A 14,692-nucleotide genomic window follows, 5' to 3' on the forward strand; every position below is an offset into this window, starting at 1 on the left:
GATGTGACATATTATTGATAATGCGCGATCTTTTCGTGTTCGCATTTAATTTGCGGGCACGGGAACGCTGGGATGGTGGCAGGGACAAGGAGGCCGGGCGTTATCCTGCGGTTAACCGCCAATCCATTTTCTCATCAAGATGTCTTGACGAGTGGTCTCACCTGCTTCAAGAAGCCGAATCTGAACATGTTTAAACCGTTGTTTTCAGTGCTATATTTCTCAGATCGGTTAAGAGCGGGAGCACGATATCGGCGCTCACCTTCACTTAAGCGGGTTGCAGCTGGTAACCAATGAGCGGAGAACGAGCGTTGAAGAGACTTCTTCGATTCTTAAGATCCGACAGTCCCGTCCCGCGGGTCGCAAGGCATCGTCTTTCGATCGACATTTCGCAGATCCCGGTGTACGTCATCGGCGACGTTCACGGATGTTATGAGCAGCTGCTAACGTTGGAACGCCTGATCGCTGAAGATGCAGCTCCAATACCCGGCGGAAAGCTGATCATCATGCTTGGCGACTATGTCGATCGCGGGCCGTCGTCAGCACAGGTTATTGACCATCTGATCCATCCGCCCCTTCCAGGCTTCCAGCGCATCTGCCTTACCGGTAATCACGAGATAGCGATGCTCGACTACCTTCAAAAGCGCATTTCTTTACCGGAATGGTGGTCCATGGGGGCCAATTCGACACTACTCTCCTATGGCATTGACATCGAACGTTTGAGACTAGTCCATCGCTCGCCTGAAATGCTTGATGTCACCATCCGCGCTTCCATTCCACTGCGGCATGAAGAATTTCTGCGTTCCCTGCCAATCATGATTGATGCCGGAAGCTTCCTTTTTGTGCACGCCGGTATAAGACCCTCCATTGCCTTGGAAGACCAACGGGATGAGGACCTTGTTTCCATCCGCAGAGAGTTCTACGAAAACGCGCATTTACTCCGGCAATGGGTCGTTCACGGTCACACACCAATCGAAAGGCCACTGAAAGAAGGAAGACGGTTCAATATTGACACCGGCGCGTTCCATACCGGTAGACTCAGCGCCTTGCGCCTCTGGAACAAGAAAGGCCGTGTGCTAACGACATAACGCTCCGTCTTGTCCTATGTTTTGGCCAAGCCTGATCATGCCTGATCGATATAGTAGCTTGAATACCGCTCCATGAAATGCTCGGAACTTCCATAGGAGCTATACTTTGCAAGCCGCTTGGTATCGACTTTGTTAAGGACCAGCCCGAGAACCTTGGGTGTGATCTCGGTCTCCGATTGCATCACGGACTTAACGAGTGCGCGTGGCGTTACACCCCATTCGGCCACCATAACGAAACCATCGGCCATTGGTGCAAAGGCTTTCGCGTCGACGACTGGCCCGAGAGGCGGAAGATCAATGATAATGTATTCGAATATACTGCGCGCCTCATCCACAAGTTTTTTCATACCCTGGCTCGAAAGAATCTCGCTTGAGTGAGGCAGATTTCGGTGCAGCACTGAAGGGATAATGGCGAGCTTGGTCTTGTTGTCGATTATGACGGAATTTTGCCATGGCTGGTCGTCCATGACCGCCTTCACAAGGCCCTTTTGAGTTGAAAGCGACAGGCGGCGAGATAGCCCGGGATTGCGCAGATCACCATCGATCAGCAGCGTCTTTGCCCCCTTGGCGGCCAGCAACCCGGCAAAATTGGCGGCAAGGGTGGTTTTGCCTTCGTGCGGCAAAACGGAAATGATGCCAAGCACCTTGCTTTGTTTGCCTTGCAGCACCACGTCGGCGGCGATTTTGACGTTACGCAGTGTTTCAGCAAATAGCGATGACGGGTTATCGACAGCCAGACGGGTAATATTGGTCCGGGCAACAGGCGCCTGCCCCTCCGAGGGAGGCGGTAAATTCTTTTCATCCGCGATCATGTCGAGTTTTGGAACGTAGCCAAGAAACTTGACGCCGAGGAGAGCCCGAACGTCCTCTCCCACCCGGAAAAAGCGCTCTCGATACTCACGCCATGCGCCAAGGCCACCGCCAGCAAAAAGGCCGAGAAGCAGGGAGGCTGCGAGTGCCAATTTCCGTTTGGGACTGGACGGATCCGTTGGCGTCGATGCCACGGAAATCACGCGCGCTTTGGCAATCGGAAAGGACTGTTGCTGCGAGGCCTCCTGATAGCGGGTGAGATAGGTCTGATAGAGATTGCTCAATGCTTGAGAATTCTGTTCCAGCTCCTTGAGGTGTACGAGCGCCTCATTTGCCATGGATGTCTTTCCGGTGGCATTATTCAGACCTTCCCGCAGCGATGTCTCGCGCGACTGCGCCGCTTCATACTGGTTGCGGTAGCTTTCGGTTACTTGCTGAAGCTCCTGAAAAATTTGCCGAGCCACGTCCTGCTCCTCGGTGCGAAGACTTACGGCTTGCGGATGATCCTGACCGAAGCGGCTGACAATTTCCTGCTCGCGCTTGGTAATCGTCAGATAGCGCGCCCTGAGCGTGCCAATGACCGATGTTCCACCCTGATCGGATATCACGGCCGCGTTGTTGACCGCGCCCTCGGGACCGGCGTTCAGGATTGATTTGTATTGATTATAGAGTGCAAGGGCCCGCGCCGTGTCTGCCTGCGCCAAAATCAACTGGCTATTGATGTCGGAGAGTTGTTGCTCAGATACCAGCGCTCCCTTCGCTGCAGTCAGGCCATTGGCAGCCCTGAAGCGCTCGACTTCGAGGGCGGCGGCCTGGGAATTTGCCTTCAGTTCGTTCAGACGTCCCTGAAGCCAGATGGTGGCCCTTTGCGTCGCGTCGAAATTTGCATCCAACTGATCCGAGAGATAGACATCAGCGTAAGCCTTGGCAATTCTGCCGGCCAGTTCGGCGTCATTCGACGTGAAGGTCAGATCGATTACGAAACTGCGTCCTTGCCGTTCCACATCAAGACCGGACTGCAGGAGTGCTGCCGCGTATTCGCGCTTCATATCCGCAGCGGATAGATCAGTATTGGTGGGTTTTGCATTGTTAAAAAACCCGATAACCGTGCGTATGCCGGATATGACGCCAGAGAAAATGGAACGCGGCGGATTCATGAACGTATCGTTTTCGTCAAGCCTTTCTTTTCTCACCACCTTTTCCGCCAGCTCGGACGACTTCAGAATCGCGATTTGGCTTAGGATGATCGTATCGGTCTGCATGTTGGCCGGTGCAGGCGAAACTTCGTCAGCGAACTTACCGAGACTGTCGTCAAGCAGAATGCTGGTCGCCGCCGTATAGTTTGGTGTGGCAAAGATAATGTAGACTACGCCAAGCAGAAGACCCGCCGCAGCAGTTATGGCAACTGTCTTGGCCTGTCGCCGAGCCATAGCCAGCAATTGTTCGAGGTCAAGGAAATTGTCGGCGCTGGCTTCGCCGTCGGGGTTTCCCGCAAGTCTAACGTTAAAGAAACGATTGCTCTGATGCATGTTACCGCCCATCATTTGCGAGCGGAGCAAACCGCGGCCGCTGTCCAAACTCTCCCGCCAAGCTAGAATATTGCTTATGATTCAATGTCCTACCAGTCCTTGCTTTGTGATGTGGCGGAAGGGATCAATCGCTTGAGACGCACCCCAATGGGCATAGAGAGATGGCGAAACGCCACTGGGTTTCTTACTGCCACCTCGATGATCCCGCTGATCGATCTGCGTTTGATATGATCGACGAGCGCGAGGAAGGATTTTGCTTGCTCCAGGCTCCGCGTCCGCCGCGCCTGCGCGGCTCTCGCCTCGGCATTGAGTTCAAAACTTTCGATGAATCTCTTGTCCGCCTCCAGCATCGACGTGATGTGATGCATTTCAAGAACGCGCGAGACCGAGCCGGGACGTACATGATAGGCGTAGCCGACCGAGGGTTCGACGACGCATTTGCCTCCCTTGGCCAGAATTGACGCAAGAAAGGTATAGTCTTCTCCGATCCGCAGGTTCTCTTCATAACGCAGACCATGCGTTTCGATGAATCGGCGCTCAAAAATCGGCTTCATATAGCCGAAATTGAATGCCGACTTGAAAACGACGTTCGAGGCTATGAAATCTGCCAGGGTGATCTCGGGAATTCTTGCGAGATGATGGGCGGGGAACATCGTCTCTCTTCCCACCTTGCCTTCCCTTACCACCTCGATGTTGTCTACGGCCGCTTTTGCCCGCGCATTTGCAGCGCGGGTTATCATTGGCGCGATGCGGTCGGGCAACACCGTGTCGTCGGAATCAAGCACCGCAATCCAGCGCCCTTTGGCGACATCAAGAGCCGCATTGCGCGCACCGCCGGGACCGCGATTGCTTTCAAGCGTTAAGACGCGCACCTGCTCGTTTGGAAACGAACCGGCAATGGCGGCGGTTCTGTCAGACGATCTGTCATCGGCGACGACGACTTCCACGCTAACGCCGTGCTGTGCAAGTGCGCTTTTTATTGCGCGCTCGATAGTGCCCTCGGCGTTAAAGGCGGCAATGATGAAGGTGACATCAGGCTGCACGAGATTTGTCTCTCCTTGCTGGAACCATCGCTTCTTCACCGTATTGCTGGATTTCCTGGATGCCCATCAGGCCACTGACGACACCTGTATGCATAATGCCGCGCAGGATCGAGCGGTTCCGACGGGTGGCAGAAAAGGCGGTCGCGATTGCCATAACGAGGCTAAAGCTCGCTTTTGCACCCGCAAGAGCGATCTGTCCGGCGCGCTTGCCGGCACTTGCTCCACCCCGCAGAATTCGCCCGTGGGTCTGACCCACGCGAAAACGCCGTTTGCACAGCCAGGAGAACCTTGCTCGTGGCTGGGGTACCGGTTCGAAAACCCATGCTTGCGGTGCAAATGCGATCTTGCCGCCCGCTTCGTGAAGCTGCGTGAAATATTGCGTATCCTCGCCGCCACTGCGTCCGAGCGCCAAATCGAAACGCCGGCTGGCGACGAATTCTGAGGAGCGGAGCAACAGGGCATTGCATGTATAGCCGGTGCGGATTTCGCCGCGCACCCATACCGGAAAGGTGGAATGGAAGTCGCCTCGCCTCATCCAGCGCGGCGCATCCGCATCATAGGACGCCCGCACGGGCCCGAGCACTGCATCGGCATGCGTGTCGAGCGCTGTGGCCAGCAACTCGGCTATCCATCGCTCCGATGCCGTTTCGTCATCGTCTATGAAAGCAATGTAATCTCCCGTGCTGGCATCAAGGCAAGCATTGCGGGCCAATGATATGTTTGCGGCCGGGACATGGATATAACGCACCTCAAATGGCAACTTCGACGCAATATTGATGATCCACTCTTTTGCGCTGGGCTCGAAATCATTGTCGGCGACGATAGCGCGCATGCTGCAATTGTCTGGCAATGTCAGTTGACCCAGCGAATTAAGGGTCGCCTCGAGTTGCCTACGACGATAGGTGCACACGCAGATGTCTATCCAGATATCCTTCGAAGTGTCCGGACCATGTCTGCTCGACCCGGTCATGAGCGCCCATCCCCGCGCTTGTGCCGATTTAACAATTGCAACCAGAAGCCCGTCGACCAGGCAAAATGCATGATCATCGCTGATACGGATGCGAGCGGACCATAAGGGTTGCGCTCGCCAACAGCCATCCAGACACCGTAACCCAGACAGATTGTCACCCACAGCATGGCCGGTACCGCTGCCCACCAGCTGAGAACCGCGAGAAACACGCCGGCCACGACGGGCAGAACCATCAGCGGAAGCGCCTGACGCACCTTCGGCACCATGCGATGTTTCAGGAGGTTCTTCGCCCTGCCCCTCCCATAGCCGAGATATTGCCGGAAAAGCCCTAGGGCCGATGATCGCGGATAGTAGATCATGCATGCCTTATCGGTCATCCATATGCGTGCACCGGCAGCCTTCAGCCGACAGTCAAGCTCGGCGTCCTCGTTATGGGTGAAGGTCTCGTCGTATCCGCCCACCTGGCGGAACACGGAAATTCGCATTAATGCATGGTGTCCATGGTCCGTCCAATGGCCTTTTGCGCCATGGCGATGCCTGGCACCACCGTTGCCGAGTCTGGAATTCTGTGCCAGGGCAGTGGCTTTTTGAAAGGTCCCGATTCCCTCGGTCGTCATGCCGATGACAACCGAATCGGCCCCTGTTGCTTGGGCCTCACTGAGCAATTGTTCGCAATAATCTTCCGGATATTTCCCATGCGCGTCAATGCGGATGAGATAATCATGCCCGTCACCAAAGGTCGCCACCGCAAGATTGACTGCAGCACTTTGGATTTTTCTTTCATTGTGCAGAAGAACGACGTGTGGATCGCCTTGCATTGTTTGCGCAACGATCTGCTGTGTGCCATCGCTGCTCCCGCCGTCCACGACAATGATCTTCAGATCGAGACGCCGGGCTTCGGCTCCAAGTTTTTCAAGAAGCATACCAATATGTTCGGCTTCGTTCAGGCAAGGCACGATAACAATGCATCGGCCGACAAAAACTGGTTTTGTTGCGCTTGGCATCGCGGTTGCGTCTCCTGCTTTCGTTTGGCTCGACCGCTATTGCGCGGTCAGGCGGCGGCCTCAAGAAAGGCGCTGCGCTCATTGGCATGAAGGAGTTTTCCCAGGCGCTCCACCAGAGCGCGGCAGTCGTTTTGGTCGAACACCCACGTTTCACGTTTGTGCGCAGTGACTTTGTCCCGGGCCTTTCCATAGCGCTCCGGATCCAGCTGATCGAACAAACCAACCAGCGCTTCGACGGTCGGTTCGTTTAACGAAAAGCCAATCCCGTGCGCCTGCAAAAACAACGAAGTCTCGGTGCCCTGCATGGCGATCGGCACACATCCATACCGACATCCTTCATAAAGCCTGTTCGGCAGGAGCCAGTTTGAGTTTTGCCCCTCCTCGAAGAAATCGACGGCCCACGAAAAATGAACTTCATCGTAGATATTTGCCAGATCTTCCGGATTTGCGTAGGCGCCATGAAACCGCATGAAAGGTTCGGCGGCAACGAAGCGGTCAAAATCGCAAAATTGCGAATAAGCGGGGCGCCCCCTCAGAATGATTTCGATCCGGCCATCCATTTGACGCGAGAAGGCCGACAGAAGCTCGAGCGAACGGTGGCAGCGCAGAGCACCAAACCAACCAATCTTCCACGGCTCGCCTTGATCTGAAGTGCGCCGGTATGTTGTCGCCGGCGTTTCCTGCAGCCCGAGTTCCAGTACCTTGTTCTCCACTACCTGGACCGGCATGTTCAACTGGCCGAAAGGTGCGAAATATTGCCTGACAAAGGCGGGCGAAGAGGTAATAAGAAGCTGTGCATTGTTGCCGAGGGTTCGTTCCACGAACCGCAACGCCTTGCCCGTCAGGTCGTCGCGCAAGAGCAGGCGATGAATATCAAGGCATTCATAGACAATAGGCACATCACCGGCAAAAATTCGTTTTGCCCGATTGGCAAGCGCCAGCATTTCCAGATTGCGGCCGATGATGAGATCGGGAACAGCAACATCCCTGAGGTTCGAGGCAAGCGTCCATGCCGCGCGCGCAACGGCGGCGAGGCGTTGAGCGAACCGACCGTCGCCCGTTCTGCCCAGATCGATCGGAACGAGCGTGGCGATCTCGGTGACCGGCTCGCGGCTGCGTCTGAAACCAGCAACCGTGACGCTCGCGCCACCGGCCTGCATCATCACCACCCGGCGCCGTACCGCTGGATCGGAAAGATCATGAACCAGATACAGGACATGCAGCATGAGGTTATCCCGCAATTGATCTGCGCACTCAGCCTAGTATGCCTTCTGCTGCAGCGCAACATTTCTGCTTCACTGCAACAAGAGGCATAAGGGGCCCGGTCGCATTGTATTCGGGAATTGGGCGAAGATTTGATATCATTGCAATGAACAGGCCACGGAATCTTTGAATTGGCAGGGTTCTCCGAGCGCGGTGAATGCGACCCGGGTGAACTCAGCTGAAACCGGCGCCTCGGGAGGTTCGAAAGCGCCAAGCCAGGATTTCATCTTGTCGCTGGCCCACAAGCTCAGATATATCTTCTGTGGATGGGTGGGCAGAGCCGCCGGATCGGTGACTGTATGCACCAAATGTCCGTTCACGTAGTAACGCAAGCGGTCCTTTTCCCAAACAAAGGCAAAATCGTTATACCCGCTGTTCGCCCCTCCAGGCACCTCAACCAACTTCTCATGCCCGCCCTTTCCATTGACATATGAATTCAGCTGAACCTTGGACGGGTCCTTTCCGAGGAACTCGAAATCGATTTCATCCCACGGCTGTTTTTGAGCAGGGCCGATATAACTGAAAAAGCTGGTATTGAAGCCGGAACCTGCTGCGGCCTTGATGCGTGCTTCATAAGTACCGTAGCCGAAACGCGCATTGGTCTGGATTTCGCCGCAGACGTAGTTGCGATCCTTGGTTTTTTGCGGTGCGAAGCCGAGGACAAGTTTGCCATCCGTCAGATTTACTTGTCCTGCCGACCACGTGCAATTCTGATGGCCGCCATTGGACCAACCGTCCGAAACGTACCAGCGTTTCTTGTTCAGGTTCGCGAAGGCTTCAACAAAGGACTTTCCGGTATCCTGTGCGTGAGCGGCTGAGAGGCCTGGAACCAGGCTAACGACAAGTGTCATGCAAAATGCACATCTGGATGAAATCATGGCCACCATGGATCTTCCTTTCTGAATGGAGAAAAGCCGCATCGGCAAGACGCCGATATTGGGCACAATCCGAAGCAAGCTGATCCGTTCCGACACATGTTCGTATCCACCATCATGGGTATCAAATCCTTAGTCCTCGCTGCGCGTGCGGCTTACCGGATGAATTCATGACCTACGACAGTGTGCAGTAGCTTTTGCTGCACCGCGTCATTATCACAACGCGCGTCAACCCATGTCAACCGCGCAAAAAAAGGGAAACGTGATCTGGGTTTTTAAAGTCAAATCAATATGTTATATCACTAGAGTTCAACGTCGGCGCAAGGAGCCTTGCCTTTTTAACGTCGCATTCAAGCAGCCTTCTTCATCTTAAGTAGCGGCCTTTCAAAGATACAAAACGCACCGCGTGACTAATCCGATTTCGGATCCATTTGGCCAATGCCATTCGCGTTCTCAAATCGCGTTATCGCCTCATCGATTTCCCGCATGAACAAGGTCTGCTTTTCCAAAAGATCGATACGCTGGGAGAACCTTGTCAGTGCCTGCGTGAGGTTGTCCACCTGCGCCAACGTCCGTTCTGTTGCGCCTTCGTTTTCGATGTTCTCGAAAGAAAATGCAGCATCGACCGAAGCGTCATCATAGCGGCGGCGAAAGCCATCACGCTCGCGCTCGGTCTCGGCAAGCGCGTCCCTTATCGCCTGCTTGAGGTTTTGGAAGCGCCTGGCGTCTGTTTGCCGATCTCTTTCCGGATTTCTTGTCCGGAAGCTGAATAACGCCATCTTTTACCCCATTTGTTGTCCACAGCAATCGACACCATGCCAGGTACGATGACAGCAACGGACCGTTCTGGTGTAGTGCAATGGTTCGTTGCGGTTTGATCCCTGTCAAGTCGCATTGCTGAACCCGGCTTTTGCAGCAGCTTCAACCTCCAAAAGCCATCGCGCGTCCTTTGGAGTTTTACAAAACGTTTCAACAGTGCGAGATTTTTGACGTTACCTTGAGGACGCACACAAGCTCGAAGCGCCTTTAAACGACCAAAAAAGACATAGATCCAAGAGAAAACGCAAGGATCCCATACGGACATTGTCACGATGAGAATTGCAAAATCGCTGCTTGTCGAGCCAGGCAAGAATATTTGGTATGGAACGCTCGCCGTCGCCCTGTCTGTGTTCGTCTTTGCCTATTCGACACTCTTTGGATTTTTATCCATTCTATTTTTTTACGCGCTGTGGTTGCCTCTTGTTTTGGTCGACTATCGAAAAGTGATCGGCAATTACGCGCGCTTTTACTGGATTTTACCCTTTGCCATCTTCGCCTGCATGTCGTTCACTTGGTCGGCCGCTCCCGGTGTTACCCTGCGTGCGGGCATCCAGTATGTGACAACGATCATCTGTGCGTTGATTGCATCTCGCACCATCGACGCGCGTACCTTCTTAAGCGGGGTAAGCATCGGTGTCGCACTGGTCCTGCTCTATTCGCTTGGGTTCGGCGATTACCACTATGATCCCCTGGACGGTTCCTACAGTTTTGTGGGTGCGTTCTCCTCCAAGAATCAACTCGGCTTTTTCGCCTCCTTGGGTGTCTATTTCGTTTTCGCAAGTTTCCTTATTGTCCGCACCAGCAGGTTGTGGCGTTGCATCGCCCTGCTCTGCGGTATCCTGTCAGCCTATTGCTTGGTGGCTTCCAGTTCGGCCACCTCTGTCATTGCAACGCTTGCTACTCTCGTCATTACCGCGGTTGTTGGCATTGTATTGAAATTCTCGCCGAAAAACCGTCGATCCTTTTTTCTGTTTGGTCTTGCCATCGCGCTGGTCCTTATGGCCGTGGCCATCAATTCCGGCGCGATTGATCTGGTGCTCGGTGCCTTCGGCAAGAATTCCACCCTCACCGGGCGTACATATCTTTGGCAAGAGGGACTTAGAGCATCTCATCAATCGCCACTCATGGGAATTGGATATCAGGCCTATTGGGTACAAGGATTTTCTGAGGCCGAGCGGTTATGGAACGAGTTTTACATCACTGCGCGCAGCGGATTCCATTTCCACAATACCTATATCGAGGTGCTCGTCGAACTTGGATATGTTGGCTTTGTTCTGATCTGTCTGGTCATCGTGGGTGTCGTGCTAGGGTTCCTTGTGCGTCTTTTGACAGAGGAATACACCCCGCAAGCCCACCTTATGTTTGGTATCGCGCTGTTATTGTTGATCCGCTCGTTCTTCGAAATCGACTTCATCCAGCCTTATACGATCGGGTCGTTCCTGCTTTATTATTCGGCCGGTCTCATCGCCATCCCGCAACGCGCTGGGCTCAGGATGATGCACGCAACCCGTTTGGCGGGGCAACAATAGTCGTTGCCGATCTACCTCACACCAGCAGATTGCGGGAGCGTTTTGCCATGATTGGAACATCGGTGTATCGCAAGGCTGGCACCAACGCTCTGTCAAACAACGATATAACCGTCTCTTCAGCGCGTCAGCCGCATATTCGCTCAATGTTTTTGCCGCCTGAAATGTGGTGTCGGCCTTTATCTCGGTTGCATCGGCAGCAAACTGAAACTCTTCCAGTGGAACATTCCCGAGCTCCGGAAATCCAAACCCCAAATCGCATAAGCCAAACAGAATGTCGAAGTCAGGATCGTATTCGGTCAACAACCACGTTGCCCTGTCTTTCGGCTTGCACAATTTCACAACGGGCTTGAAGTCGAAGGTCCTTTCGCCGGCTTGATATTGTGTTGCGTTGGCGCGGAAGTTTTCAACCATCCGTGTCAGTTGCTCACTGGTGATCAATTCGGACATTCTTTTCTCCTCTTCATTGACCGAGGGACATAACCTCGCGGTTCTGTCGGAAATTTCGGGTGTCATCCTTTCGAAGGTGAGTGAGTTTGTTCCGTTGCATCGTGGCAAGTGTTGATTTTCGGCCAGACTCCCTGGGTCTGAAAGACAGAGCCGGCTTCCACATCGCGGGCCGACGCGCCGCGTTCTTCACGCCAATTGCGCGTAGCACGTTGAGTCGGTGAGCGAGTGTGGCTGCTGCCAAGGGCGCGATGATGGACGCTGCGGGACCGAGGGCTATCACTTGGCAAGCGGGACTTTGCCGTAACTGGATCATACACCGACCCATCGATTATCGCTCCGAACGTTGCCAAATGTAGCGCGACTTTGATGCGCATGCCACAAATTTATTGCTTTGCAGCAAAACCCGAGCTTTGCGACCAATTATGCTTGCGGCTGCAACCCAACAGGCGGAGGCAAATGCGGGCAATCAATAGTCAAAAAGGTCAAAAAATGGGCAATTTATGGGCATTTTGTGGCCAAAACCAAGTATTTCAAAAATCTTAATCTTCTGTAATCTTTTGTGTTGCAATGCATCATATTTTTGACTGATCAATTGATGTAGGTTCCCTTTCGATATCGTCGCATCATCAATTTGATGTACCCTTTTGGTATCGTCGCATCAGCAATTGGACTACCGACCTGGAGTTGTGCCATGAGCGATTCAATCAAATCGACCGACTTGACGTTTCCGCAGGTCGATACCAATTTCGAGCCAGTCCTGGGTGGATTTGTAAAGCGCGGATTTGATATTGCCGGCGCTTTGACGGGTCTCATCGTCCTCAGCCCACTGTTCTTGCTCGTTGCACTTCTCGTGCGCTTTTCCGATGGTGGTTCAGTGCTTTATGGCCATCGCCGGATTGGGCGCGGAGGCTGCACATTCCAGTGCCTCAAATTCCGGACAATGGTCGAGGACGGCGACGCCGTGCTGGCCAGCCACTTCGGAGCCAACCCGGAGGCGAAGGCCGAGTGGGATACCACCCGCAAGCTCAAAGACGATCCTCGTGTAACCCGCGTTGGCGCTGTGCTCAGAAAGTTGAGCCTCGATGAACTGCCGCAGATCATCAATATCCTTCAGGGCCATATGAGCATTGTCGGGCCCCGTCCAGTTGTACGCGACGAACTGGAGAATTATGGCAGCGCCGCGGTATTTTATCTCAGATCACGCCCAGGGCTGACGGGATTGTGGCAGATAAGCGGACGCAACGACGTATCATACGACACCCGGGTGGCGATTGACCGGCATTACGTCGAGAACTGGTCCCTGGCCCTGGACTTGCGCATTATCATCAAGACCGTACCTGTCGTTTGCTTGGCCAAAGGCAGCTACTGACATAGCTGAACAATTGCAGTGACTGACGCGAATGGACTGTTTTTGAGGCAGTCCGCAAGGCCTGTGACTTTAGTGCGATCAGAAGCCAAGTTGAAGCGACCGGCTCCAAGGGGCTCCGGCGTCTTGCAAAGGAACCCACCAGATGAAGTTGACAGTTTTTGGAATTGGCTATGTCGGTCTCGTGCAGGCTGCGGTGCTTGCTGAGGTGGGGCACCATGTCTTGTGCGTCGACATTGACGCCGAAAAGGTAGAACGGCTCAATCAGGGGCTCATCCCGATCCACGAGCCGGGCCTTGAGAGTCTTGTCAGGGAAAATCATGCTGCGGGCCGCATCAGGTTCACGACCGATGCGACGGCGGCGATCAAGCACGGCAAGATTCTGATGAGTGCGGTCGGCACACCTCAGAGCCAGGACGGATCGGCCGACATCAAATATGTGCTCGACGTTGCCGAAAAAATTGGACGCGACATGGACGAGCCGAAAATCATCGTCAGCAAGTCGACGGTACCGGTAGGCACCTGCGAGCAAATACGCTCGACGATCGCCGAGATGCTCAAGGCGAGAGAGCGCGAAGACCTTGAGTTCGATGTCGTCTCGAATCCGGAATTCCTCAAAGAAGGCTCGGCCGTGCCCGATTGCATGAAACCCGATCGGATCATTGTCGGGACCGGCAATCCTGATACCGAAAAAGTCATGCGGGAGCTTTACGCGCCGTTCAGCCGCAATCACGAGAAAATGATCGTGATGGATGTGCGCAGCGCCGAATTTACAAAATATGCAGCCAATTGCCTTCTCGCGACCAAGATCAGCTTCATGAATGAGATGTCCGGTCTGGCAGAACGGCTCGGTGCCGATATCGAAGAAGTCCGCAAGGGTATCGGCAGCGATCCACGCATCGGATACGACTTCATCTATCCAGGCATGGGCTATGGCGGCTCATGTTTTCCGAAGGATATTCGCGCCATGATCAAGACGGCAGATGGCATCAGCTTCGACGCCAAGATGCTCAAAGCGGTGGATGAGCGGAACACTGAACAAAAATCGATCCTGTTCGACAAGGTTAATCGCTATTTCAAGGGAAGTCTCAAGGGCAAGACATTTGCACTCTGGGGTCTGGCCTTCAAGCCAAACACGGACGACATGCGCGAGGCGCCCTCGCGCACGCTCATGGAGGCCCTTTGGCAGGCCGGCGCAACCGTGCAGGCATTTGACCCGGAGGCAATGCAGGAATGCCAGAGCATTTACGGCCAGCGCAGCGACTTGCTTCTTTGCGGAACCAAGGAAGCGGCGCTGCGTGGCGCTGACGCCCTGCTCATCGCAACGGAATGGAAAAGTTTTCGTGCACCATCGTTTGATCTGATGCGGGACGCCTTGACGACACCCGTCATCTTTGATGGACGCAACCTTTATGACCCCAAGGTCATCGCCCGCCATGGGCTTCAGTATCACAGTATCGGCAGAAAGGCGGCGTAGGCTATGCGGGGGTTGCATATATCACACGTTCCTGCTGGTGTCTCGAAGCTTGCAGGGTCGGAAAAGGACAACGAGGAACGACGATGAATGTTCTTTTTGCGGGCGGTAATGGATACACTCCACAGTTCAGCGGCGGCGTTCAATCCAGCACCCATCACTTGGTCGAGCAATTGCGCGCGCACGGACATGAAGCGGCGGTGCTGGCTGCTTTGTTCGGCGAAGGGATGTTCGGATTCAAAGCGCGTGCCAAGATGAAAATCACGGGGCAGCGCGCCACAATCGACAGTTTTCCGGGATACCCTGTCGTCAGGGCCTGGTTTCCCTGGGAGGCGGCAGCCTTCGCCGTCAAACGGCTCAAGCCGGACGTCGCAGTCGTGCAATGCCATAAATCGGTGCCGATCGGAAAAGCCCTGCAAGCTCAGGACGTGCCGCTTGTCATCTACCTTAGAAACGTTGAATTTCATGAACTTGCTGG

Annotated in this window: 13 protein-coding genes and 1 pseudogene; 6 read left to right on the plus strand and 8 right to left on the minus strand. The window is 54.3% G+C overall.

Annotated elements, in window-relative coordinates:
* Positions 1–194, plus strand: a 194-nt coding sequence (locus AAAB35_RS00165; RefSeq protein WP_340666234.1) for a hypothetical protein, incomplete at its 5' end; no start/stop codon positions are given.
* Between the two features lie 96 nt (positions 195–290).
* On the plus strand, positions 291–1,085 hold the full coding sequence (locus AAAB35_RS00170) for a metallophosphoesterase (protein ID WP_340666235.1): 795 nt from the start codon (positions 291–293) through the stop codon (positions 1,083–1,085).
* A 35-nt stretch (positions 1,086–1,120) separates the two neighbouring features.
* Here the strand turns inward: AAAB35_RS00170 and AAAB35_RS00175 are convergent, their stop codons facing one another.
* The 7 genes from AAAB35_RS00175 to AAAB35_RS00205 form a co-directional block, all read right to left on the minus strand.
* Positions 1,121–3,424, minus strand: a complete 2,304-nt coding sequence (locus tag AAAB35_RS00175) for a polysaccharide biosynthesis tyrosine autokinase (protein WP_340666236.1) — start codon at positions 3,422–3,424, stop codon at positions 1,121–1,123.
* 89 nt (positions 3,425–3,513) lie between these two features.
* The gene (locus AAAB35_RS00180) at positions 3,514–4,467 is read right to left on the minus strand and encodes a glycosyltransferase family 2 protein (protein WP_340666237.1); all 954 of its coding nucleotides are present in this window, start codon (positions 4,465–4,467) and stop codon (positions 3,514–3,516) included.
* Positions 4,457–5,437, minus strand: coding sequence for a glycosyltransferase family 2 protein (locus AAAB35_RS00185; RefSeq protein WP_340666238.1), 981 nt, complete (start codon positions 5,435–5,437; stop codon positions 4,457–4,459). The genes AAAB35_RS00180 and AAAB35_RS00185 overlap by 11 nt, the downstream gene beginning before the upstream one ends.
* Positions 5,434–6,441 (minus strand): glycosyltransferase family 2 protein, encoded by a 1,008-nt coding sequence (locus AAAB35_RS00190; RefSeq protein ID WP_340666239.1) that lies wholly within the window; start codon positions 6,439–6,441, stop codon positions 5,434–5,436. Before AAAB35_RS00190 ends, AAAB35_RS00185 begins: the two co-directional genes overlap by 4 nt.
* Positions 6,442–6,488: 47 nt before the next feature.
* Positions 6,489–7,667, minus strand: a complete 1,179-nt coding sequence (locus AAAB35_RS00195; protein WP_340666240.1) for a glycosyl transferase family 1 — start codon at positions 7,665–7,667, stop codon at positions 6,489–6,491.
* Between the two features lie 135 nt (positions 7,668–7,802).
* Positions 7,803–8,555: a glycoside hydrolase family 16 protein gene (locus AAAB35_RS00200; protein ID WP_340666246.1), complete on the minus strand. Its 753-nt coding sequence runs from the start codon at positions 8,553–8,555 to the stop codon at positions 7,803–7,805.
* Between the two features lie 434 nt (positions 8,556–8,989).
* Complete coding sequence (locus tag AAAB35_RS00205; RefSeq protein ID WP_340666241.1) at positions 8,990–9,358, minus strand: hypothetical protein; 369 nt, start codon at positions 9,356–9,358, stop codon at positions 8,990–8,992.
* Between the two features lie 387 nt (positions 9,359–9,745).
* Here AAAB35_RS00205 and AAAB35_RS00210 point away from each other — a divergent pair, with 387 nt between their 5' ends.
* Positions 9,746–10,927 (plus strand): O-antigen ligase, encoded by a 1,182-nt coding sequence (locus AAAB35_RS00210; RefSeq protein WP_340666242.1) that lies wholly within the window; start codon positions 9,746–9,748, stop codon positions 10,925–10,927.
* 129 nt (positions 10,928–11,056) lie between these two features.
* On the opposite strand, the pseudogene AAAB35_RS00215 reads toward AAAB35_RS00210, so the two are convergent.
* Positions 11,057–11,440 (minus strand): annotated as a pseudogene (locus tag AAAB35_RS00215) (DUF2958 domain-containing protein); the annotation flags it as partial.
* A gap of 625 nt (positions 11,441–12,065) precedes the next feature.
* On the opposite strand from AAAB35_RS00215, the gene AAAB35_RS00220 reads away from it, so the two are divergent.
* From AAAB35_RS00220 to AAAB35_RS00230, 3 genes are all read left to right on the plus strand, one after another.
* The gene (locus AAAB35_RS00220) at positions 12,066–12,743 is read left to right on the plus strand and encodes a sugar transferase (protein WP_340666243.1); all 678 of its coding nucleotides are present in this window, start codon (positions 12,066–12,068) and stop codon (positions 12,741–12,743) included.
* Positions 12,744–12,885: 142 nt separating this feature from the next.
* The gene (locus tag AAAB35_RS00225) at positions 12,886–14,217 is read left to right on the plus strand and encodes a UDP-glucose/GDP-mannose dehydrogenase family protein (RefSeq protein WP_340666244.1); all 1,332 of its coding nucleotides are present in this window, start codon (positions 12,886–12,888) and stop codon (positions 14,215–14,217) included.
* An 83-nt stretch (positions 14,218–14,300) separates the two neighbouring features.
* Positions 14,301–14,692 (plus strand): glycosyltransferase (locus AAAB35_RS00230; protein ID WP_340666245.1); only part of this gene is annotated, 392 nt, incomplete at its 3' end.

This window comes from Phyllobacterium sp. (genome assembly GCF_037994425.1).
GTDB lineage: Bacteria > Pseudomonadota > Alphaproteobacteria > Rhizobiales > Rhizobiaceae > Phyllobacterium.